Genomic DNA, 21,194 nt, shown 5'->3' with positions numbered 1-21,194 from the left:
CGCCGCTACTGGCAACCCGGGGCCGAAACCGGCGACTGGCTGCCGGAACTGGACCGTGCCGTGGCCATGCGTACCGTGGCCGACCGTCCACTGGGCGTGCTGTTGTCCGGCGGCATTGACTCCACCCTGATCGCCAGCCGCCTGGCCGAACAGGGCTATCAGCAGTTTTCCACCTTTACCGCCGCTTTTCCCGGCAGCAAGCTGGATGAATCGGTCGATGCGGCCGACTCCGCGCAGCGCATGGGGCTGAGCAATATCCGCATCGCCATGCCGGAAAACCTGGCGGCTGATTTCTCGCGCATCGTGGCCGATCTGGACCAGCCCTTTGCCGACCCGTCCAGCTTCCCCACCTGGTATCTGGCACGTGAGGTCAGCAAACAGGTGAAGGTGGTGCTGGTGGGCGATGGTGGCGACGAGCTGCTGGCCGGCTACAAGCGCATGAACAAGCATCTGCGTACGCGCTGGCGGCGGCATATCCGGCTGCCGCTGGGCATACGTACGGCCTTGTCCGGCAAGCAGGGCAAGCTGGCCACGGAAATGGCCATGGACTGGCGTGCGGCTTACTCCTTGCGCTTTTCCGGTCTGACACCGGGCCAGCGCCGTTTCCTGCAAGGCGGCCGTGCACTCGGGAAACTCAGCTATTGGCGCGCACCGGATGACATCGGCCCGGAAGCCGACGATGCCATCCCCGGCCTGCAAAGCCTGCTGGCCATCGATTTTGCCAATTACCTGCCGGACTACATCCTGCAAAAATCCGATCTGTGCACCATGGCGCACGGGCTGGAAAGCCGTGCCCCGCTGCTGGACCACCGCCTGTACCAGCATCTGCTGGCCACATCGGATGCCGAGCGCTACACCACGCCGGCCAAGCTGATTTTCCGTCGTGCCATGCACCCGGCGCTGCCGGCCGACTTTTTCCAGCGCAAGAAGCGCGGCTTCAATCCGCCACTTTCCGGCTGGCTGCAAACCAGCCTGGCCGAGCGCTTCGCCGGTCTGGGACAAAGACTGGACCGCCTGACGGGCGGCCAACTGGATGCGCAGGCGGTGGATGCCTTCAGCCAGGCTTACCGCCAGGGTGACAGCGCACTGGCCGAGCAGGTGCTGCAATTGCTGATTCTGGATGAAAGCCTGCAGCAGCTGGACGCGCTGCGTCGCGCCCTGCCCTAGCCGCCGGAGATCACCGAGTCATGTTCATCCGGCAGCGGCGCATAAAAGCTGCTGGGTGATACGCCCAGCTCGCGCTTGAACATGGTGGCAAAAGCACTGGGGCTGGCATAGCCCAGATCCAGCGCCACCTCCAGCACGCTGGCCCCGCACGCCAGCTTTTCCAGTGCGGCAATCAGCCTGGCCTGCCGCCGCCACTGCCCCAGCGACAGGCCGGTTTCGCGACTGAAGCGCCGCTGCAGCGTGCGCGCATCCATGGCCAGTTGCGCGGCCCACTCCTCCACCGAACGCGCATCACCCGGATCGGCCTGCAAGGCAGCACACAGGCCTTGCAGGGCCGCACTGTGCGGCCGTGGCAAGGACAGCGCCAGCGTGGGCAGGCTGCGGATTTCATCCAGCAGCAGTTTCATCAGCCGCTCATCGCGCGAATCGGCCGCATACGGCACAGCGATATCCATGGCTGCCAGAATCAGCTCGCGCAACAAGGGCGAAATGGCCAGCACCCGGCATTCCTGCGGCAGCCCGTCCAGGCTGTCTTCCCGCACATACACCGTGCGCATGCGCACCGCGCTGATCATCCGCACCTGGTGCCAGGTGGCAATCGGCAGCCAGATGCCACGGGTAGGCGGCACGATCCACTGCCCCAGTGCGGTGCTCACCACCATCACCCCTTCCACCGCATACAAGAGCTGGGCGGTGGGATGGGCATGCCGCGGGGTGCTTTCTCCGGCCGGATAATCGCGCGCCTTGGCCACCACCGGCGCAATACCAGTGTCGTACTGGTGCAGATGCTGATAATCAGTCATGACTGTCATTTTCTCGCAGATGATTGCCCTTCATGCGCAGGACGGGCAGGACACCCCTTGATAGCATGATGAACCCACCACCACAAGACGACATCATCATGACAAGCGCCAGCCAGAGCATGGCACCGCCGCAGGACACCCGTTTCCGGGTATTGGGTGCCATCAGCTTTACCCATTTCCTCAACGACATGTTGCAGTCGCTGATTCTGGCCATCTACCCGGTGCTCAAGGGTGGCTTTCACCTGAGTTTTGCCCAGATCGGCCTGATGACCCTGGTTTACCAGTGCACCGCCTCGCTGCTGCAGCCGCTGGTCGGCATCTATACCGACAAGCGCCCACTACCCTACTCGCTGGTTTTCGGCATGGGCTCCACCCTGTGCGGCCTGTTGCTGCTGTCAGTGGCCGCCAGCTATCCGGTGCTGCTGATCGCCGCCGCACTGGTGGGCACCGGCTCGTCCATCTTCCACCCGGAATCCTCGCGCGTGGCGCGCATGGCCTCCGGCGGCCGTCATGGTCTGGCGCAGTCGCTGTTTCAAGTAGGGGGCAATGCCGGCTCGGCCACCGGCCCCTTGCTGGCGGCGCTGGTGGTGTTTCCCTACGGCCAGCCCAGCCTGGCCTGGTTCTCGCTGGCGGCCCTCTTGGGCATGCTGGTGCTGTGGCGCATCGGCGTCTGGTATAGCCACCAGCAACGCACGGCCAAGGCGCACAAGGCCATTGTGCCCACCGGCCTGTCACCGCAGCGTACGGCGTTCACGCTGGGGGTGCTGGTGCTGTTGGTGTTCTCCAAGTATTTCTATCTCACCAGCATTACCAGCTATTTCACCTTTTACCTGATGCAGCACTTCGGGCTGGGTATTCAGGCGGCACAGCTGCATTTGTTCATCTTCCTGTTTGCCGTGGCCGCCGGCACGGTGCTGGGCGGGCCGATTGGCGATGCCATCGGCCGCAAGCGGGTGATCTGGTTTTCGATTCTGGGCGTGGCACCGTTTACCCTGGCCTTGCCGCATGTGGACCTGTTCTGGACCAGCGTGCTGTCCTTCATCATCGGCTTTATCCTGGCCTCGGCCTTCTCCGCCATCCTGGTGTATGCGCAGGAGCTGGTGCCGGGCAAGGTGGGCATGGTGTCCGGGCTGTTCTTCGGCTTTGCCTTCGGCATTGGCGGCATCGGCGCGGCGGTGCTGGGCAAGGTAGCCGACCATTACGGCATCGAAACCGTCTACCAGCTGTGCGCCTTCCTGCCCTTGCTGGGAGTGATTACCGTGCTGCTGCCCGACCTGCATCGCAAGCAAGCCTGAATCACGCGGCACCTTGACAAACAACCCTCTCGCTTTCTGAAAGGAAAGCGAGGCGCCTTTCTTCAATTGGCAAGGCCAGGACGGGGGAAAGGCGGATAGATGGGAAGGCTGCGGAATCAGTGACTTAATCGAAAGGCCCGGCTTTGCCGGGTCCAGTACAATCGCTCCAAATAACTTTGTCAGCAGCCTGAAAACCGGCCATCACGGCCGGTTTTTTCATGGTGCGGACGGGGTGGGGGCCGCAGGGATGGGGGCGGCTGCCAGCGGCTGGCAATCGCGCGCCAGCGTACGCCCGCCGCGGGTGAGCAAGACCGACTGCTCGCCCTTGTTCCACCACACCAGCAGCTGGCTGGCATAACGCACACCGCTGGCACTGCTGACCCGCACCAGCCGGTAGTGCTGCCCCTGCCAGAGAATGCGGATGGGCAGCACATCGGCCACTTCCGGCTGCGGATATTCCACGCTGAGCAGGCGATGGGCCGCGCATTGGTAATCCACCCGCTGCATGGCCGGTACGGCCTCGCCGGAGACCGCCTCGCCAGCCTTCTCCAGCAGCAGGGGCTGCGGTTCGGCCAGCAGCGGCAAGGGTAGCAGGCAGGCCAGCAATACAGGCAACAGCTTCATGACGTTTCCTTGTCGATGGTGTCCCCATGCCACGGGGCCACCTTCAGCAACAACAACATGCCGGGCAAGGCCAGTACCGCGCACAGCAGGAAAAACCCGCCCCAGCCCACGGCATCCACAATATAGCCGGTGGCGGCATTGGCAAAGGTGCGCGGCACCGCTGACAAGCTGGTAAACAGGGCAAACTGGGTGGCGGTATAGGCCGGATGGGTGGTGCGGGCGATAAAGGCGACAAAGGCTGCCGTCCCCAGGCCGACGCCCAGCGCCTCGAAACCGATCACCAGGGCCAACTGGCCTAACTGGACAGGACCAACCTGCTGAAAATGGCCATAGCTGGCCAGCCAGGCGAAGCCCAGTATCGACAGCAGCTGCACCACGCCAAACAGCCATAGCGCACGGTTGATGCCCAGCTTGAGCATCCACACCCCGCCCAGCAGGCCGCCGATGACCGCCGGCCACAGTCCGGCGTTCTTGGCCACCAGGCCGATCTGCGACTTGGCAAAGCCCATGTCCAGGTAAAACGGCGTGGCCAGCGCGGTGGCCATGCTGTCACCCAGCTTGTACAGGAAGATGAAGCCCAGAATGGTGGCGGCAGCCTGCCAGCCCTGGCGCTGGATGAATTCGTGAAACGGCTCCACCACTGCTTCGCGCAGGGTGCGCGGCGGCGTGGCGCGCAAGGCGGGCTCACTCACCAGCAGGGTCATCAGCACCCCGGGCAGCATGAACAGCGCGGTGATGATGAAGACATTGGCCCAACTGGTGTGATCAGCCAGAATCAGCGACAAAGAGCCCGGCACCAGGCCGGCCAGCCGATAGGCATTGATATGGATGGCATTGCCCAGCCCCAGCTCGGCCTCGTCCAGCAGCTCGCGGCGGTAGGCATCCAGCACGATGTCCTGGCTGGCGGAGAAAAAGGCCACCACCGCCGCCAGCATGGCGATCTGCTGCAGTTGCAGCCGTGGATCGAACAGGCCGAACAGGGCCATGCTGATGAGCAGGGCCAGCTGGCTGAGCAGCATCCAGCCGCGCCGTCGCCCCAGCAGCGGCGGCACGAAACGATCCAGCAGCGGCGACCACAGGAATTTCCAGGTATAGGGCAGGCCGATCAGGGCAAACAGGCCGATGGCCTTGAGATTGACACCTTCGCTGCGCAGCCAGGCTGGCAACAGGTTGATCAGCAGATACAGCGGCAAACCGGAAGCAAAGCCGGTGAACACGCAAATCAGCATGCGGCGCGACAGGATGGCCTCGCGCCAGTGCAGGGGAGCTTGTTTCATGAATCCTTGTGGCCGGGGCCAGCAATGCAAAAAGGCGACCGTAGCCGCCTTTGTGGGTCATCGGTACTTAGCCGGGCTGGCGGGCTACCCGGTAGAACGCCAGGCTACCGCGCAGATTGGGCAGGAAATGAATGCGCTTTGCCTCGTTCATCACCACCCGCTCCAGCACGCGGATGCCATTCTTGGCACACAGCGCCTCGAAGTCGCCCAGCATGCACCAGTGGATGTTCGGCGTGTTATACCACTCGTAGGGAATGGTTTCCGACACCGGCATATGGCCTTGCAGGATTTGCCAGCGGTTTTCCCAGTAGCCGAAATTGGGGAAGGTGACGATGGCCTCGCGGCCCACGCGCAGCATTTCCACCAGAATCTGCTCGGTATTGTGCATGGCCTGGATGGTCTGCGACAACACCACATGGTCGAAGCGCTGGTCTTCGAACTCGGCCAGACCGGTTTCCAGGTTGCCCTGGATGGCGTTGACGCCCGCTTCCACGCAGCGCACCACATTGTTGACGTCAAAGTCCACGCCATAGCCACGCACCGCCTTGTGGCGGTTCAGCCAGGACAGCAGCGCACCATCACCGCAGCCCAGGTCCAGCACGCGGCTGGAGGGGGCCACCCAGTCGGCAATCAGTTGCAGGTCGGCCCGCAAGGTTTGGTTTGCGCTCATGCGTTCACCTCCTCGGCCACGCGGTTGAGATAGGCGCGCATCAGCTTGACATAGGGTTCGTCCAGCATCAGGAAGGCATCATGGCCGTGTACCGATTCGATTTCGCCGTACACCACTTCCTTGTCCGCCGCCACCAGCGCCTTGACGATTTCGCGTGAGCGCTCCGGCGAAAAGCGCCAGTCCGAGGTAAAACTGGCCACCATGAAGCGGGCACTGGCTTTACGCAGCGCCGCCACCAGGTCGTCGTTCAGGTCCTTGGCCGGGTCGAAGTAATCCAGCGCCTTGGTCATCAGCAGATAGGTATTGGCATCGAAGTAATCAGAAAACTTGTCGCCCTGGTAGCGCAGGTAGGATTCGATCTCGAATTCCACCTCGAAACCAAACTGGTAATCCCCACTTTTCAGCATGCGGCCGAATTTCTCGCCCATGCCGTCATCGGACAGATAGGTGATATGCCCCAGCATGCGCGCCAGCCGCAGGCCACGGCGCGGAATGGCATGCTGGGCGTAGAAGTCGCCGCCATGGAAATCGGGGTCGGTGAGAATGGCCTGACGGGCCACGTCGTTGAAGGCAATGTTCTGTGCCGACAGCTTGGGCGCCGAGGCAATCACCAGCGCATGCGCCACCCGCTCCGGGTAGTCGATGCTCCACTGCAGGGCCTGCATGCCGCCCAGGCTGCCGCCAATCACCGCCGCCCAGCGGTCTATGCCCAGCCGGTCGGCCAGCCGCGCTTGCGAGCGCACCCAGTCCGGCACCGTCACCACCGGAAAGGAAGACCCCCAGGGCTGGCCGGTGGCCGGATTGATGGAGGACGGGCCGGTACTGCCGTGGCAGCCGCCCAGATTGTTCAGCCCCACCACAAAAAAACGGTCGGTATCGATGGGCTTGCCGGGACCCACCATATTGTCCCACCAGCCGGCGGCCTTATCATCGGCAGCATAGCGCCCCGCCACATGGTGGTGGCCGGACAGCGCATGGCAGATCAGGATGGCATTGCTGCGCGCGGCATTGAGCGTGCCATAGGTTTCAAAACACAGTTGGTAGGCAGGCAGCACGGCAGCGCTGGCCAGATGCAGCGGGGTATCGAACTCCGCGATCTGTGCCTTTACGATGCCGACAGACCTTGTCAGATCAGACATAACAAAAAAGGCCTCTATTGATTATTGCCCCGCCGGCGGCCTTGCTGGCCATTCTCGCTGCGGAGCCTCCTGTAGGCTACGGCTGCTATCATCGCCTGTCTGGCCGATTATATCCATAGCCTTGCTTGCTACCGTACCGCCGGCACCGCATAATCGGCCCGGTTTTCTTCTCTCCGTCCCCGCCATGATCGGTCGCCTGTTCCGCCTGTTGCTGCTGTTTGCCGTGCTGTATGCCATCGCACGCTGGCTGCTGGACCGGCGTCAGCGGGCAAGCCTGCGCGAATTCATCAGCACCCTGGCCACCGCCCTGCTGGCCGCCTCGGCCATCTTCGTGCTGCTGTACTGGCTGGGCTTTCATCAGCTCTAGCCCGGCCGGGCAAGGCACGGTGTCGTTCGCATACTGCCCGGCAGCGACTCACCCGATAGCCTGGCAGCCCAGGCGCAAGGCAGGTTCAGGCAAACAATCCGCAGGATATTCAAGGCTAGGTACGGGGCCGCAGCAGGCTTGCTGCAAATGGCTGCAGTGCATGCGCAGCACGGTCAGACCGCCGGAACGGGAAGAGGTGGAAGCACAACCAGTGGGGGCTACACCGCCGGACAGCGGCAGGGCACCGTCAGGCACAGGCAGATATAGCTTAGTGGACAGACCTTGCGCAATCCGGTGTCTTGTCAGTGCGGTCCCGGCTCCGTGCGCAAGCTAGCAGGAGTGTGTTACTGGTACTGAACCGTGTAGTAGACGCTGGCGGTCACCGTGCCCGCGACGGCCACACCCGTGGCATAGTATTTCGCCTGATAGCGTAAGGTGGCCGTGCCACTGCTGATCGGAAATGCCGCGCCGCTACTGCCAAACGCACCACTTCCCTGGCCGACGGCGATGGGGGTGGTGGACGAGAGGTTATACAAGGCGACATCGACATTCCTGGCCGTGCCGGTATTGATCAGGCGCCCGGCGGCATTGACATTGCTGTCGTATTCAAACCAGATGGCCGCCTGGGTGGAGGCACCGCTGCATGCGGTCAGCGAAATGGAAAAATCCGTGGTACCGGCGGTGGCGGCGGCGACAGCCAGCGCTTTGGTCGACACCGTGGGCAGGGTGATGCTGCCGCTGCTGGCCCCCCCGGCCACGCTGATGGTGCAGCTTTCTGCAGAAACATTGCCATTGATGGTGAGAGTCCCATCGTAAGCATACGCTTGTGAAACAAGCCCAGCCAAAGCCGTACCGAGAATAATCAATGACCTGTGCATTTTGCCGCTCCCTGAATATTTGATTCATCGCTTAACAAGAAAAGTCACTCTTTTTTATTGCTTGTGTTACGACTGAAGCCATTGGCTTCAAGTGACTGTTTTCTATATAGGAAACAATTTGATCTATGTAAAACTACTTAGAAATTTTTCTGCAAAAAACTTCTGCGGCAATGGCTGGCTGCAACCTGGCCATTCCCGCCCGGCAGACCGCGCAGGCAGCCGTCCACGCCACCCCGAATCCCCCCCCTCCTTCAGCCCATGCCGCGGCTTGCTCGGCCGTGTACATACAAATTAGCCATTGGCTATCAGATCAGCCTGAACAATCGTAAAGTTTGCATGTCAGATTCCGCTTGTTGCTGCGACAAAGAAACACAGCACCGGAGAAACCATCATGCTCATCAAGAAACCCGCAGATATCCAGCCGTCGGAAATCACTCCCGAAGGCGTGTACTTCAACCGCCGCCAGTTCATGCTGGGCAGTGCCGGGCTGTTGCTGTCCGGTGAAACCCTGGCCGCACTGGCGGGCAAGAAAAGCCCGCTGTCCAGCGCGGACAAACCCAACAGCCTGAAAGACATCAGCAGCTACAACAACTACTACGAGTTCGGCACCGACAAGAGCGAACCGGCCCTGTATGCCGGCAGCCTGAAAACCCGGCCGTGGAATGTGGTGGTGGATGGTGAGGTGGGCAAGGCGCGCAGCTTTGGCATCGAGGAACTGCTGAAGCAGCCGCAGGAAGAGCGCATCTACCGCCTGCGCTGCGTGGAAGGCTGGAGCATGGTGATTCCGTGGATAGGCTTTCCGCTGGCCAGCCTGCTTAAACAGGTGGCCCCCACTTCGCGTGCCAAATACGTGGCCTTTGAAACCCTGCAACGCCCGTCGGAGATGCCCGGCCAGCGCAGCCGGGTGCTGGACTGGCCTTACCGCGAGGGTCTGCGCATGGATGAAGCCATGCACCCGCTCACCATTCTGGCCGTCGGCCTGTACAACGATGTGCTGCCCAATCAGAACGGCGCGCCGATCCGGCTGGTGGTGCCGTGGAAATACGGTTTCAAGAGCATCAAGTCCATCGTGCGCATTCATTTGCAGGAGCAAATGCCGGCCACCAGCTGGAATATGGCCAATGCCCATGAGTACGGCTTTTATTCCAATGTGAACCCGGAGGTGGACCACCCGCGCTGGAGCCAGGCCAGCGAGCGGCGCATCGGCGAATTCCTCAAGCGCAAGACGTTGATGTTCAACGGCTATGGCGATCAGGTGGCCAGCCTGTATCGCGGCATGGACCTGCGGCGGAATTTCTGACATGACCACCCTGCGCATGAAAAACCCTGCCGCCAGCCGCCAGCCATCCCGTTTCAACTGGCTGAAGATTTCGGTGTTTATGCTCTGCCTGCTGCCACTGGCCCGTGCGGCGTGGATTGTGCTGTCCGGCATGGCGGTCAACCCGGTGGAGTTCATCACCCGTTCCACCGGCACCTGGACGCTGAGCTTTTTGCTGATCACCCTGGCCATCAGCCCGCTGCGCCAGCTGTCCGGCTGGAGCTGGCCGCTGCGCCTGCGCCGCATGCTGGGCCTGTATGCCTTCTTTTACGGCTGCCTGCACTTCACCACCTATGTGTGGCTAGACCAGTTTTTTGACTGGCCGGGCATGCTGCACGACATCGCCAAGCGGCCCTTCATCACCGTGGGTTTTGCCGCCATGCTGCTGATGACGCCGCTGGCCATCACCTCGACCCAGGGCTGGATGAAACGGCTGAAACGCAACTGGGGGCGGCTGCACCGCCTGGTTTACCCGGTGGCGCTGCTGGGCGTGCTGCACTACTGGTGGCTGGTGAAAAAGGACCTGACCCAGCCCATGCTGTACGCCAGCGTGCTGGCGGTGCTGCTGGGCTGGCGGCTGCTGCGCAAGCTGCGCCAGCGGTCTAGCTGACCCGCTCCAGCACCACGGCAATACCCTGCCCCACGCCGATGCACATGGTGCACAAGGCATAGCGGCCTTGGCGGCGTTGCAGCTCATAACTGGCGGTAGCCAGCAGCCGTGCGCCACTCATGCCCAGCGGATGGCCCATGGCAATCGCCCCGCCATTGGGGTTGATATGCCCGGCGTCCTCCGGCAGACCCAGCTCACGCAGCACCGCCAGCGCCTGGGCGGCAAAAGCCTCGTTGATTTCAATCACCTCCATCTGTTCCAGCTGCAGGCCCAGCCGCTGCAATAGCTTGCGGCTGGCGGGCACCGGTCCCATGCCCATCAGCCGTGGCTCCACCCCGGCGCAGGCCATGCCCAGCACGCGGGTCAAGGGGCGCAAGCCGTGTTGCTGCACTGCGCGTGCCGAGGCCAGCAGCAAGGCGCAGGCTCCGTCGTTTACCCCGGAGGCATTGCCCGCCGTTACCGACAGCGCCTTGCCATTGATGCCGGACAGCCTGGCCAGCCCTTCCAGCGTTACATCGGGGCGCGGATGTTCGTCGCAGGCGAAAATCCGCTCCGGCTGACGCGGCGGCTGCAAGCTCACCGGGATGATTTCCACCTCAAAGCGGCCCTGTTGCTGTGCTGCGTGCCAGCGTTGCTGCGACTGCAGGGCAAAGCAGTCCTGATCGGCGCGGCTGATGGCAAAGGCGGCGGCTACATTGTCCGCCGTCTGCGGCATGGAATCCGTACCAAACTGCTGCGCCAGCAAGGGATTGATAAAGCGCCAGCCAATGGTGGTATCGAACAGCGTCTGGCTGCGGTCAAACGCCTGACCAGCCTTGCCCAGCACCAGGGGCGCACGCGACATGCTCTCCACCCCGCCCGCCAGCAGCATATCTGCCTCGCCCAGTGCGATGCAGCGGGCGGCACTGCCCACCGCATCCATGCCGGAACCGCACAGCCGGTTCAGCGTCACCCCGGCCGTGCTGATGGGCAGGCCCGCCAGCAAACCGGCCATGCGCGCCACATTGCGGTTGTCCTCCCCGGCCTGGTTGGCACAACCCAGCCAGATGTCATCCAGGGCCGCCCAGTCCAGTTCCGGGTGGCGCGCCCGCAGCGCCCGCAAGGGCAGGGCCGCCAGATCATCACAGCGAATGGTGGACAGGCTGCCGCCATAGCGGCCAATCGGGGTACGTACCGCGTCACAAATAAAAGCGTCTTGCATTACAGCTCCTTGGCATCGATACAGGCAGGGGAAGCATCGGCAGCACGCTGCTGCAACCAGCCTGAGACACGGTAATGGCCATCGCCGTGGTAATCCGCCAGATGGCGCAGCACCCGAACCAGCCAGCCATAGCCCAGACGCTGCCCCCAGGCCAGCGGCCCTTGCGGATAGTTCAGCCCCAGGCACATGGCGCGGTCGATATCCGCCGCATTGGCCAGCCCTTGTTGCAGCACCTCGGCCGCCTCGTTCACCAGCATCGCCACCGTGCACAGCACCGGCAGCCCTGCCCCATCCGGCAGATGGCACAGGCGGATGCCTGCCGCGTTCAATACCGCCTCCAGCGCTTGTCGGTCCGCGGCGGATAACTGCGGGCTGGACTGGGCGGCCAGCAGGCTGACTTGCTGATAATCGCAGGCCTGATCCAGCAGCAGGCAAGGCTGCTGAAGCGCCTGTTCGCGCTGCGCCGCCGGGCGGCCATCGCTTAAATGGACCTGCGCGCCCCCCACCCGCAACAGCCAGTCCGCGGCCGCATCGTGACTGCCCGCCAGCTGCACCCCGGCTTGCTGCAGCCGCTGTGCCAGCACGGCGGCCACCGGCTGCGCCAGATTGACGCTGACCTGGCGCCAGTCCGGCTGCTGCGCCGGCAAGGGTTCCAGTGCGGCAGGTGCGGCTTGCGGATACTGGTAATACCCGCGGCCGCTTTTGCGCCCCAGCCAGCCCGCCGCCACCATTTCCTGCTGAATCCACAGCGGGGTGTAGCGCGGGTCGTAGCACATGGCCTGCCAGATGGAGCGGTGCACCGCCAGGTTCACATCCAGGCCAATCAGGTCCATCAGGGCAAACGGCCCCATGCGGAAGCCGCCCGCATGCTGCAACAGGCTGTCCAGCGTGGCGCAATCAGCCAGCCCCTGTTGCAGGCAGCGCAGGCTTTCCAAATAGAAGGGCCGGGCAATGCGATTGACGATAAAGCCCGGGCTGGAACGCACCTGCACCGTCTCCTTGCCCCAGGCACGTGCGGTGGCGCTCACCTGCGCCAGCAGGTCGGCATCGGTGGCCAGGCCACGCACCATTTCCACCAGCCGCATGGCCGGTGCCGGATTGAAGAAATGCATGCCCACCAGCCGCTGTGGTGCGGCCATGCCGGCGGCAATGGCGGTGATGGACAGCGAGGAGGTATTGCTGGCCAGCAGGCAATCGCTGGCGACCAGCTGTTCCAGCTGGCCAAACAGCGCCTGCTTGGCGGCCAGATCTTCGGCAATGGCCTCGATCACCAGCCCGGCCCGCGCCAGCTGTGACAGGTGCTCGGCCCGCGACAGCCGCCCGCATAGCCGGTCCAGCTGCGCCGCCGATAATTTGCCCTGCCCGACCTGGTGCTGCCAGTGTTGGCGGATGGCCGCCAGTGCCTGGGTACTGGCAGGGCCATTGACATCGTACAAACACACCGGATGGCCGGCGGCAGCGGCGACCATGGCAATGCCACGGCCCATCACACCACTGCCGATGATGGCCACCTGGCGATCTACGGAAAGGGCTTGTTGCATGGTTTCTCTCTTTCGTGAACAGGCGGGATCAACATCCCTGCCACTGCGGCGAGCGTTTTTCCAGAAAGGCGCGGATGCCTTCCTGCCGGTCCTGGCTGGCGGCCAGGGTGACAAAATGGGCACGCTCCAGCGCCAGCCCGGCAGACAGGCCGGTTTCCTGTGCCGCCAGCAGCGCCGCCTTGGCCAGGCGCAAGGCCAGCGGGGCCTGACCGGCAATGCGCTGCGCCAGCTGCTGTGCCTTGAACAGGCATGCGGCATCCGGCCACACCTCGGCCACCAGCCCGGCCTGCCGCGCTTCTTGTGCGCCGATAAAGTCGCCGCCAAGCACCATCTTCATCGCCAGCGATTTGCCCACCGCGCGCAGCAGGCGCTGGGTACCGCCAGCACCGGGCATGATGCCCAGCCGGATTTCCGGCTGGCCGAAGCAGGCCGACTCACCGGCAATGATGATGTCGGCGTGCATGGCCAGCTCGCAGCCGCCACCCAGGGCATAGCCACATACCGCCGCCAGCAAGGGCTTGGGAAAACGGGCAATGGTGGCAAACAGCTGTGGGCGTTGGTCGCACAGCATGGCGGGCAGGTCCTTGTCCGCCATTTCCGCCAGATCGGCCCCGGCGGCAAACACCTTGTCGCCTCCGGTCAGCACCACCACTGCCACGGCGCTGTCCTGTTCGGCCCGCGCCAGCACCGCCACCAAGGCGGCCAGCAGCGGGGTAGACAGGGCATTGCGGACGGCGGGGCGGTGCAAGGTCAGGGTCAACACGCCATCAAACGGCCCGGCGCACTGCAATAAATCGGGGATATCGGCATAGGGCATGCTTGGCTCTCCAGCAGAAAAGATTGATCAATGCGCCTGCCTGACCACCGGGGGCGCGGTCGGAGCCACCTGTCCGGCGGCCAGCTGGACGTCCTGTTGCGGGATGCGCTTGAGCAGCCACAGCGTGCTGAACAGCGACACCAGTGCATAACAGGCCGAAATGGCCGCTACCCAGCTGATGCCACCGGTGGCATTGAGCAGCCATTGCGCCAGTACCGGGGTGCCACCACCGATCAGCAAGGAACACAGCTGATAGGAAAACGACATGCCGGTGTAGCGCAGTTGCACCGGGAAAGCCTGGGCCAGCAGGCCGCCAATGGCGCCGTAGAACATGGAGTGCGGAATGGTGGCCAGACACATGGCGACCATGGCCAGCCAGTAGCTGCCGGTGGCGATGGCCCAGAACATCAGCGGCATCAGCAGAAACTCCGGCAGCAATATCCACAGAATGGCCTTGACCTTGTCGAAGCGGGACACCAGCACGGCACCAAACGGCTGCACCACAAACTGCACCACCAGGGCTGCCAGGATGATCTGCAAAAAGCTTTCCCGGCTATAGCCCAGTGCACTGGTGGCCCAGGACAGGGCAAAGGTGGTTTTCAGATAGGTCACATGGATGACGGTAGGCACCAGCATGGCCATCCACACCAGCATGCCGTGCTGACGGATCACACTCAGCAAGGGCAGCCGTTCCACCTTTTTCTCGGCAATGACTTGCTGCATGGCAGCGGATTCGCTCAGTTGCAGGCGGATGAACAGCCCCACCAGCACCAGCAAGGCCGATAGCAAAAAGGGAATGCGCCAGCCCCACAGTACAAAGTCCGGCAGCGGCATGCTGCTGAGCAGGAAAAACACCAGCGTGGCCAGCAGATTGCCCGCTGGTGAACCTTGCTGGGCAAAGGCGGCATACAGGATGCCCTTGTTTTTGGGCGCATTTTCACTGGCAATCAGCACCGCCCCGCCCCACTCGCCACCCACCGCAATTCCCTGCACGATGCGCAGCAGCACCAGCCCTATCGGGGCCAATACGCCAATGCTCTGGTAGGAGGGCAACAGGCCGATGCCCAGCGTGGACAGGCCCATCAGCATCAGGGTGATCACCAGCGTGGTCTTGCGGCCGATGCGGTCGCCAAAATGGCCAAAAATGATGCCGCCCAAGGGCCGGGCGATAAAACCGGCCCACAGGGTGACAAAGGACAGCAGCGTGGCCACGCCGGGGTCGAGCGAGGCGGGAAAGAACACCTTGCCGAACACCAGCGCAGCGGCCAGTCCATAGATATAAAAGTCGTACCACTCGATGGTGGTGCCGACAAAGGCGGCGATGGCGGCCCGCATCGGTTTTTTCTTGTTGTCCGCCTGGGTATGCGTGTGAGGCATGGAAAGTCTCTCCAGAAAATGGCACGGCCCCGCCAGCGCCACAGCGGGCGGTAGCGGGCAGCACACAGGGTGGTTTCAGCGCGGGCCGATCACCGTTCCGGCATCCAGCAGCGCCTGCTGCTGTGCCGCCGCATAGCCCAGCTCGGCCAGCACGGCACGGTTGTCCTGCCCGAGCGCCGGAGGGGGGGTGTCATAACGTGCCGGGGTGCGCGACAGCTTGATCGGCGAGGCGGTGCCACGGTAAGGCCCCATTTCCACTAGCAACTGGCGGTAGGCGGTATGCGGATGGGCCACCACCTGCTCCACCCCCTGGACCGGAGCGCAGGGCACGCCGTCACGCAGCAGGTACGGCGCCAGCTCCTCGGCCCGGTAGGCTTGCAAGGCCGTTTCCAGCGCCTGCTTGAGTTGCGGGCGATGGGCACAGCGGCTGCGGTTGTCGATAAAGCGCGGGTCGCCGGGCAAAGTGGAGAGATCCAGCAGCTGGCACAGCCGGGCAAACTGGCGGTCGTTACCTACCGCCAGGTACAAGGGCACGCTGGCGGTGCGGTAGCTGTCGTAAGGAGCGATATTGGGATGGGCATTGCCACTGCGCGGGGTGGCGTGGCCGGTGCCAAAGTAATTGGGCAGATGCGGATGCAGCAGTGACACGCCGCAATCGTACAGCGCAATATCCAGCGACTGCCCCAGCCCACTGCGTTCGCGCTCATACAAGGCCAGCAGGATGCCGGACAGGGCATTCAGACCGGTCACCATGTCCACCACCGGCAGCCCCACCCGCAGCGGCGGGCCATCGCGCTCGCCATTGACGCTCATCAGCCCGGTCATGGCCTGGATGGCGGCGTCGTAGCCAGGCAAGCCACCCAGCGGGCCATCCGCGCCAAAGCCGGTGACCGCACAATGAATCAGCCGTGGAAAGCGCGGTGCCAGATCGCGGGCGTAATCCATGCCCCAGCGCGCCAGCGTACCGGGCTTGAAGTTTTCCAGCAGCACATCGGCCTGTTCCAGCAATTGCCATACGATGGCCCGCCCGGCGGCTTGGCTCAGGTCGACGCAAATGGCGCGCTTGTTGCGGTTGACGCCCTCGAAATACCAGGCGGTATTCTCCAGGAAGGGCGGCCCCCAGCCACGGGTTTCATCGCCGGAGGGGGGCTCCAGCTTGATGACATCCGCGCCATGGTCGGCCAGCGCCTGGCTGCAATAGGGCCCGCCCAGCACCCGGCTCAGGTCCAGCACGCGCACGCCGTGCAAGGCGCCCCCGGCCGGCCTCATGCCTGTGCTCCAGACGGCAGGCAGGCCATGGCTTCTGCCAGGCTGATGGCCTGTCCATCCAGCAGCTTTGCGGCCAGACCTGCAGGCAGATCATCCGCCGCCAGCGCCAGTGGATCGCGTGGCAATACCCGGTGGCGCAATACCAGATGTGCCAGTGCCAGACGGCGGTAATCCGGCGCCAGTTTTGCGCCTTCCCAGGCCATGAACAGCGCGGTCAGTACGTGGTAGAACTGGCTGCCCACCTGGCGGATGGACTGCGTCTGGTCACGCTCGGCCAGCTGGGTCAGATTTTCGGCGGCCCGGCTCAGCACATGCCGGAACAGCTTATCGCTGGCAGGCGGCAGGCTGGCGGCATCCAGCAAATCCTGCGCATGTGCCAGGACCGGAGGCAGCGCCCCGGCGCGCCTGACCGCACGCAGGATGTCCAGCGCCACGATATTGCTGGTGCCTTCCCAGATCGAGCCCAGATGGGCATCGCGTACCAGGCGGGCATCGCTCCATTCCTCGATGTAACCCAGGCCGCCACGCACCTCCATGGCGTCGCCGGTCACCCGGCGTGCATCGCGGCAGGTACGGAACTTGATCAGCGGGGTAAGCAAGCGCACCGCGCCTTGGGCGACGGCATCGCCGGCATCGGCCCGGCCCAGCATTTGCGCGGTATGCATGAACATGGAGCGGCCCTGCTCGGTGGGCAGCAACATTTTCAGCAACTGGCGTTGCATCAGCGGCATGTCGATCAGCCGCTGGCCAAAGGCCTGGCGCTGGCTGGCCACGTACAAGGCTTCGGACAGCGCCCGGCGCATCAGCCCGGCAGACCTCACCCCGTTGGACAGACGCGACATATTGATCATGTCGGCCATTTGCTGAAAGCCACGGCCAATCTGGCCAATCAAATAGGCGGTGGCCCCCTCCAGCACGATTTCCCCACTGGCCATGGAACGGGTGCCCAGCTTGGGTTTGAGGCGCACGATGCGGTAGGCATTACGCTGCCCGTCCGGCAAATGCTTGGGCAACAGGAACAAACCCAAGCCGTGTATCCCGGCCGGAGCGCCCTCCGGCCGCGCCAGCACCATGGCCAGATCGGCATCCGGATTGGAGCAAAACCATTTGTCGCCAAACAACTGCCAGTGTTCGCTGCCGTCTGCAGCCTGGCTGCGCACGGCACGGGTGGCCACCTGGCCAACATCCGAACCGGCCTGCTGCTCGGTGATGAACATCGCGCCCTGATACAGCTGGTCAAAATCACGGGTGCTCAGCATGGGCAAATAACGCGCCACCAGTGCCGGCTCACCAAACTTGCACAAGGTGCGGGTGAGCGAATCGGTCATGCTGACCGGGCAGCACAGGCCGAATTCAGCCTGCACAAACAGATAAGTCAGGACATATTTCAGTAATGGGGGATTATTCTTGCCGTCGTGACTTAACGCAGCCAGACCCAATTCGGCATAGGCCACTTTCTCCAGTGCGACATAAGCCGGATGCTTTTCAATATGATCAACCGCTTCGGCACGGCGATTGCGTGGATATAATACCGGCGGATTACGATCGGCCAGCATGGCCAGGGCATCCAGCTCTCCGCTTATTCTGCCACCCAGCTCAGATAATTCATTTTTAATACTGGAATAATATTCGGCACCCAGCTGCAATTGCAGCAAAGCCGCCAGATCCTTATCCATTTCAAAGAAATTACACCCACTGCTATCGGGAATATTATTCCCCGCCACAACTGCCTGCTCCATTGCCATTGCTGTCTCCTTAGCACGCCACCAATCTCCCAAACCCTGTTTGATTGAGCCGATTGATGTAGAGCAGCAGGCTAAAGAGTGAGGACTTGCCAGGTCCAATACATTTGCTTTGTCATACGATAAGCAAACATGATGGACAGCGGAGACAGATGCTGATGGAACTCAGACAATTACGTTATTTTGTTGCTGTGGCAGAAGAATTGCATTTTGGCCGTGCTGCCAAACGGTTGCATATTTCGCAGCCGGCACTGAGTTTTGATATTAGGAAACTGGAACAAAGAATGGGGGTGCAGCTTTTTCAGCGCAATAACAAAAGCGTGCGCCTCACCCAATGCGGTGCGGCACTGCTGGGCAAATGCAGAAACCTGCTGCACAGTGCCGCAGACATACAGCAGATGCTGCAACGCTATGCCGAGGGCAAGCAGGGCCTGATCCGGCTGGGTTTCATCAACTCCATGCTCTACCGTGGCTTGCCACAGGCCCTGCAACAGTTCTCCCGGCACTATCCCGACGTAGCTATCGCGCTGCAGGAAATGGGCACCCAGGAGCAGATTCAGGCACTGGAACGACGGCAGATCGACCTGGCTTGCGTCAACGATGCCCATTATCCGGCCAGCATCGCCGGCGATGTGCTGGCGGCCGAGCCCTTGTGCTGCTGCCTGCCACGGCAACACCCCTGTGCCGCGCAGCCTGCCATCACCCTGCCCATGTTGCAGGAACAGCCGTTCATCCTGTTTGCGCCGGAAGTTTCGCCCTACTATCACCACCAGATTCTGGCGCAGTGCGCGGCGGCCGGTTTCTATCCGCACATCCGGCACCAGGCGCGCACCTGGCTGAGCATCATCCGGATGGTGGGCATGGGTCTGGGGGTGGCACTGGTACCGCAAGGGCTGCAACACCTGGCCACCGAACAGGTATGCTACCTGCCCCTGCCCGCCCCCATGCCCAGTACGCGGCTGATGCTGCTGCATCAGCAGGACGAGGCGGAAAGCTGTGTGCAATTGCTGCGCGCCGCGCTGCTGGCGGCACTGCCCACCCCGGCCGAAGCTGCGGTCGAACGGTTTGCAGTTGCTGACGACAGCCACTAAAGTAGCCGTTTTGCCGTAACAGACAGACAGATATGTCCAAGGAAAAAGCGCCGGTCACCCAGGCCATTCGCGTGTTGCGCGAACACAAGGTGGAATACAGCGAGCATCTGTACAAGTACGAAGACAAGGGAGGCACCACGGTGTCGGCCCGCGAACTGGGCGTGGATGAGCACTGCGTGGTGAAAACGCTGATCATGGAAGACGAGCAGAAGCACCCCTTGATCGTGCTGATGCATGGCGACCGCGAAGTGGGCACCGGCATGCTGGCCAAGCAGATCGGGGTGAAGAAGATCAGCCCCTGCGACCCGAAAACCGCCGACAAGCACAGCGGCTACCAGGTGGGTGGCACCAGCCCCTTCGGCACCCGCCACCCGATGCCGGTGTATATGGAAAGCAGCATTGCCCAGCTGGATCGCATCTATATCAACGGCGGCAAGCGCGGCTTTCTGATTGGTGTGGACCCGCAGGAAGTCATCCGCGTTTTGCAGCCGGTGCTGGTGCAGGCGGCCGCCTGAGCCGGCGAGCTAGCCGCGCAGCTTGATACGGCGGCGATAAGCACTACGGAAGACAAAACCGAGCAGCAGAAAACCCGCCATGCAGCAGGCCAGGTTGAGCGTGCTGCCCCATACCAGCGGCGCAATCACCCCGGCCACAATGCTGGACAGCATGGTCTGCAAAAAGCCCTGCAGGGACGACACCGTGCCGCGCAGCGCCGGAAACTGGTCCATCAGGTTGAGCGTGATGGATGGCGCGGCCAGCGACATGCCGGTGGTGTACAGCGCCAGCGGCAACACCGCCCACGGCATGGCGGCTTGGGCCGCCAGCAGATTGTAGGCAAGATTGGCCGTGGCCGCGGCAAACATCAGCCCGTAACCCAGCGACACGATTTCACGCGCGCCGCGCCGGCCGGCCATCTTGCCGGACAAAAAGGCCCCAAACATGATGCCGGACACCGCCGGGCCGAACATCCACAAAAACTGGTCTGGCCGCAAATGCAGATGCTGCAGCAAAAACACCGGTGCCGACGGGATATACAGGAAGAAACCGGCAAAATTGCAGGACACCGCCGCTGCCAGCAACTGGAAATCACGCTTGCGCAGTACCTCCAGGTAATTCTGCAGCAGTGAACGCCAGGCCAGCGGGGTACGCAAATGGGCGTGATGGGTTTCGTCCAGCGCAAACCAGCTCATCACAAACAGTGCCAGGCCGATCAGCGCCATGAACACAAAGATGGAATGCCAGCCAAAGGCACCGAACAGCCAGCCACCCACCACCGGCGCGATGGCTGGCGACAGTGAAAACAGCATGGTCACCTGCGACATCAGCCGCTGCGCCTCGGCACCGTCCAGCTTGTCACGGATGATGGCCCGCCCCACCACCAGCCCGGCCCCGCCGCACAGCCCCTGCAAACCACGAAACAGCAGCAGCCAGCCCAGTGACGGCGCCAGTGCGCAGCCGAGCGACGCCAGGCTGAACAGCAAGGTGGTGGCCAGCACCACCGGCCGGCGGCCGATGGCATCGGAAATCGAGCCGTGCCACAACATCATCACCGCATAGCACAGCAGGTAGACGGTGAGCGCCTGTTGCATTTGCAACGGCGACGCGGACAAGGACAGGCCAATGGCCTGCATGGCCGGCAAAAAGGTGTCGATCGAGAAGGGGCCCAGCGTGGACAGGGCTGCCAGCAACAAGGCCAGGCCAAAGTGGCTGCGAGCGGAATGCGCCATGAAAATCCGATAAAGACAGTGGGGGCGGCCCATGTTACCGCCCGGCCGGTACAAAGCCAAACCCTTGGCAAGTACGCCGGGCAGGGCGAGAATGCGCGCCGGGCGAAAACAGTGATACGCCGCAGGCGATCAGCACTACACAAAGAAAAAGTTTTCTGCCTAAGATGGAAGTCGCTGACCCAACCCGCCGCGCCCTGGCGGCGCAGCGCGGCCCTGCCCTGCACCACGGTGTGCGGCAGCACCATCTTCCTGACCCACCATAATCAAAAGGGAGACCATTC

Annotated in this window: 20 protein-coding genes; 7 read left to right on the top strand and 13 right to left on the bottom strand. The window is 62.9% G+C overall.

From position 1 onward, the window contains the following. On the top strand, positions 1-1,167 hold a 1,167-nt coding region (locus JHD64_RS16635; RefSeq protein ID WP_199054306.1), incomplete at its 5' end, for an asparagine synthetase B. On the opposite strand, the gene JHD64_RS16630 is transcribed toward JHD64_RS16635, so the two are convergent. Continuing rightward, positions 1,164-1,970 (bottom strand): helix-turn-helix domain-containing protein, encoded by an 807-nt coding sequence (locus JHD64_RS16630; protein WP_110313457.1) that lies wholly within the window; start codon positions 1,968-1,970, stop codon positions 1,164-1,166. The two genes, JHD64_RS16635 and JHD64_RS16630, sit on opposite strands and share 4 nt — an antisense overlap. A gap of 65 nt (positions 1,971-2,035) precedes the next feature. Here JHD64_RS16630 and JHD64_RS16625 point away from each other — a divergent pair, with 65 nt between their 5' ends. Further along, positions 2,036-3,265: an MFS transporter gene (locus tag JHD64_RS16625; protein ID WP_304506594.1), complete on the top strand. Its 1,230-nt coding sequence runs from the start codon at positions 2,036-2,038 to the stop codon at positions 3,263-3,265. A gap of 216 nt (positions 3,266-3,481) precedes the next feature. Here JHD64_RS16625 and JHD64_RS16620 read toward each other — a convergent pair whose 3' ends face one another. The 4 genes from JHD64_RS16620 to JHD64_RS16605 all read right to left on the bottom strand — a co-directional run bounded on the left by JHD64_RS16620 (position 3,482) and on the right by JHD64_RS16605 (position 6,975). Beyond that, positions 3,482-3,889, bottom strand: coding sequence for an MliC family protein (locus JHD64_RS16620; protein ID WP_199054304.1), 408 nt, complete (start codon positions 3,887-3,889; stop codon positions 3,482-3,484). After that, positions 3,886-5,166 (bottom strand): AmpG family muropeptide MFS transporter, encoded by a 1,281-nt coding sequence (locus tag JHD64_RS16615; RefSeq protein ID WP_199054300.1) that lies wholly within the window; start codon positions 5,164-5,166, stop codon positions 3,886-3,888. Before JHD64_RS16615 ends, JHD64_RS16620 begins: the two co-directional genes overlap by 4 nt. A gap of 67 nt (positions 5,167-5,233) precedes the next feature. Then, positions 5,234-5,836 carry a methionine biosynthesis protein MetW gene (gene metW, locus JHD64_RS16610; RefSeq protein ID WP_059284414.1) on the bottom strand — a complete coding sequence of 201 codons (603 nt, stop codon included), beginning with the start codon at positions 5,834-5,836 and terminating at the stop codon, positions 5,234-5,236. Then, positions 5,833-6,975 carry a homoserine O-acetyltransferase gene (locus tag JHD64_RS16605; protein ID WP_059284413.1) on the bottom strand — a complete coding sequence of 381 codons (1,143 nt, stop codon included), beginning with the start codon at positions 6,973-6,975 and terminating at the stop codon, positions 5,833-5,835. Before JHD64_RS16605 ends, metW begins: the two co-directional genes overlap by 4 nt. Positions 6,976-7,159: 184 nt before the next feature. Between JHD64_RS16605 and JHD64_RS16600 the strand changes: the two genes are divergently transcribed. Further along, positions 7,160-7,342, top strand: a complete 183-nt coding sequence (locus JHD64_RS16600; RefSeq protein WP_059284412.1) for a hypothetical protein — start codon at positions 7,160-7,162, stop codon at positions 7,340-7,342. 344 nt (positions 7,343-7,686) lie between these two features. Here JHD64_RS16600 and JHD64_RS16595 read toward each other — a convergent pair whose 3' ends face one another. After that, positions 7,687-8,220, bottom strand: a complete 534-nt coding sequence (locus JHD64_RS16595) for a fimbrial protein (RefSeq protein ID WP_199054299.1) — start codon at positions 8,218-8,220, stop codon at positions 7,687-7,689. 391 nt (positions 8,221-8,611) lie between these two features. Here JHD64_RS16595 and msrP point away from each other — a divergent pair, with 391 nt between their 5' ends. After that, positions 8,612-9,520: a protein-methionine-sulfoxide reductase catalytic subunit MsrP gene (gene msrP / locus JHD64_RS16590; RefSeq protein WP_199054297.1), complete on the top strand. Its 909-nt coding sequence runs from the start codon at positions 8,612-8,614 to the stop codon at positions 9,518-9,520. A gap of 1 nt (position 9,521) precedes the next feature. Beyond that, positions 9,522-10,148, top strand: a complete 627-nt coding sequence (locus tag JHD64_RS16585; protein WP_082693238.1) for a sulfite oxidase heme-binding subunit YedZ — start codon at positions 9,522-9,524, stop codon at positions 10,146-10,148. Here the strand turns inward: JHD64_RS16585 and pcaF are convergent. From pcaF to JHD64_RS16555, 6 genes are all read right to left on the bottom strand, one after another. Continuing rightward, positions 10,141-11,349 carry a 3-oxoadipyl-CoA thiolase gene (pcaF, locus tag JHD64_RS16580; protein WP_199054294.1) on the bottom strand — a complete coding sequence of 403 codons (1,209 nt, stop codon included), beginning with the start codon at positions 11,347-11,349 and terminating at the stop codon, positions 10,141-10,143. The two genes, JHD64_RS16585 and pcaF, sit on opposite strands and share 8 nt — an antisense overlap. Beyond that, positions 11,349-12,890: a 3-hydroxyacyl-CoA dehydrogenase gene (locus JHD64_RS16575; protein ID WP_199054293.1), complete on the bottom strand. Its 1,542-nt coding sequence runs from the start codon at positions 12,888-12,890 to the stop codon at positions 11,349-11,351. Before JHD64_RS16575 ends, pcaF begins: the two co-directional genes overlap by 1 nt. Before the next feature lie 28 nt (positions 12,891-12,918). Continuing rightward, the gene (locus JHD64_RS16570; protein ID WP_199054292.1) at positions 12,919-13,707 is read right to left on the bottom strand and encodes an enoyl-CoA hydratase-related protein; all 789 of its coding nucleotides are present in this window, start codon (positions 13,705-13,707) and stop codon (positions 12,919-12,921) included. A 27-nt stretch (positions 13,708-13,734) separates the two neighbouring features. Further along, positions 13,735-15,084, bottom strand: coding sequence for an MFS transporter (locus JHD64_RS16565; protein ID WP_082693501.1), 1,350 nt, complete (start codon positions 15,082-15,084; stop codon positions 13,735-13,737). 75 nt (positions 15,085-15,159) lie between these two features. Continuing rightward, the gene (locus JHD64_RS16560) at positions 15,160-16,353 is read right to left on the bottom strand and encodes a CaiB/BaiF CoA-transferase family protein (protein ID WP_199054291.1); all 1,194 of its coding nucleotides are present in this window, start codon (positions 16,351-16,353) and stop codon (positions 15,160-15,162) included. Then, positions 16,350-18,092: an acyl-CoA dehydrogenase family protein gene (locus JHD64_RS16555; RefSeq protein ID WP_204377496.1), complete on the bottom strand. Its 1,743-nt coding sequence runs from the start codon at positions 18,090-18,092 to the stop codon at positions 16,350-16,352. Before JHD64_RS16555 ends, JHD64_RS16560 begins: the two co-directional genes overlap by 4 nt. 155 nt (positions 18,093-18,247) lie before the next feature. Between JHD64_RS16555 and JHD64_RS16550 the strand changes: the two genes are divergently transcribed. Together JHD64_RS16550 and ybaK are read left to right on the top strand one after the other, a co-directional pair. Then, on the top strand, positions 18,248-19,186 hold the full coding sequence (locus tag JHD64_RS16550; protein ID WP_370540969.1) for a LysR family transcriptional regulator: 939 nt from the start codon (positions 18,248-18,250) through the stop codon (positions 19,184-19,186). A gap of 32 nt (positions 19,187-19,218) precedes the next feature. After that, positions 19,219-19,701: a Cys-tRNA(Pro) deacylase gene (ybaK, locus tag JHD64_RS16545; RefSeq protein ID WP_059286468.1), complete on the top strand. Its 483-nt coding sequence runs from the start codon at positions 19,219-19,221 to the stop codon at positions 19,699-19,701. A 9-nt stretch (positions 19,702-19,710) separates the two neighbouring features. On the opposite strand, the gene JHD64_RS16540 is transcribed toward ybaK, so the two are convergent. Beyond that, positions 19,711-20,913: a multidrug effflux MFS transporter gene (locus JHD64_RS16540; RefSeq protein ID WP_199054282.1), complete on the bottom strand. Its 1,203-nt coding sequence runs from the start codon at positions 20,911-20,913 to the stop codon at positions 19,711-19,713. Positions 20,914-21,194 lie beyond the last annotated feature (281 nt).

This window comes from Aquitalea sp. ASV15, from assembly GCF_016429115.1.
GTDB lineage: Bacteria > Pseudomonadota > Gammaproteobacteria > Burkholderiales > Chromobacteriaceae > Aquitalea > Aquitalea magnusonii.
The sequence above is the reverse complement of the archived record's forward strand: the minus strand, read 5'-3'. Positions and strand labels throughout refer to the sequence as shown.

What these genes read in the sequence shown, in the direction of transcription:
- JHD64_RS16630 (WP_110313457.1), bottom strand. Translation starts at nt 1,970, where the DNA reads ATGACTGATTATCAGCATCTGCACCAGTACGACACTGGTATTGCGCCG.
- JHD64_RS16625 (WP_304506594.1), top strand. Translation starts at nt 2,036, where the DNA reads ATGATGAACCCACCACCACAAGACGACATCATCATGACAAGCGCCAGC.
- JHD64_RS16620 (WP_199054304.1), bottom strand. Translation starts at nt 3,889, where the DNA reads ATGAAGCTGTTGCCTGTATTGCTGGCCTGCCTGCTACCCTTGCCGCTG.
- JHD64_RS16615 (WP_199054300.1), bottom strand. Translation starts at nt 5,166, where the DNA reads ATGAAACAAGCTCCCCTGCACTGGCGCGAGGCCATCCTGTCGCGCCGC.
- metW (WP_059284414.1), bottom strand. Translation starts at nt 5,836, where the DNA reads ATGAGCGCAAACCAAACCTTGCGGGCCGACCTGCAACTGATTGCCGAC.
- JHD64_RS16605 (WP_059284413.1), bottom strand. Translation starts at nt 6,975, where the DNA reads ATGTCTGATCTGACAAGGTCTGTCGGCATCGTAAAGGCACAGATCGCG.
- JHD64_RS16600 (WP_059284412.1), top strand. Translation starts at nt 7,160, where the DNA reads ATGATCGGTCGCCTGTTCCGCCTGTTGCTGCTGTTTGCCGTGCTGTAT.
- JHD64_RS16595 (WP_199054299.1), bottom strand. Translation starts at nt 8,220, where the DNA reads ATGCACAGGTCATTGATTATTCTCGGTACGGCTTTGGCTGGGCTTGTT.
- msrP (WP_199054297.1), top strand. Translation starts at nt 8,612, where the DNA reads ATGCTCATCAAGAAACCCGCAGATATCCAGCCGTCGGAAATCACTCCC.
- JHD64_RS16585 (WP_082693238.1), top strand. Translation starts at nt 9,522, where the DNA reads ATGACCACCCTGCGCATGAAAAACCCTGCCGCCAGCCGCCAGCCATCC.
- pcaF (WP_199054294.1), bottom strand. Translation starts at nt 11,349, where the DNA reads ATGCAAGACGCTTTTATTTGTGACGCGGTACGTACCCCGATTGGCCGC.
- JHD64_RS16575 (WP_199054293.1), bottom strand. Translation starts at nt 12,890, where the DNA reads ATGCAACAAGCCCTTTCCGTAGATCGCCAGGTGGCCATCATCGGCAGT.
- JHD64_RS16570 (WP_199054292.1), bottom strand. Translation starts at nt 13,707, where the DNA reads ATGCCCTATGCCGATATCCCCGATTTATTGCAGTGCGCCGGGCCGTTT.
- JHD64_RS16565 (WP_082693501.1), bottom strand. Translation starts at nt 15,084, where the DNA reads ATGCCTCACACGCATACCCAGGCGGACAACAAGAAAAAACCGATGCGG.
- JHD64_RS16560 (WP_199054291.1), bottom strand. Translation starts at nt 16,353, where the DNA reads ATGAGGCCGGCCGGGGGCGCCTTGCACGGCGTGCGCGTGCTGGACCTG.
- JHD64_RS16555 (WP_204377496.1), bottom strand. Translation starts at nt 18,092, where the DNA reads ATGGAGCAGGCAGTTGTGGCGGGGAATAATATTCCCGATAGCAGTGGG.
- JHD64_RS16550 (WP_370540969.1), top strand. Translation starts at nt 18,248, where the DNA reads ATGCTGATGGAACTCAGACAATTACGTTATTTTGTTGCTGTGGCAGAA.
- ybaK (WP_059286468.1), top strand. Translation starts at nt 19,219, where the DNA reads ATGTCCAAGGAAAAAGCGCCGGTCACCCAGGCCATTCGCGTGTTGCGC.
- JHD64_RS16540 (WP_199054282.1), bottom strand. Translation starts at nt 20,913, where the DNA reads ATGGCGCATTCCGCTCGCAGCCACTTTGGCCTGGCCTTGTTGCTGGCA.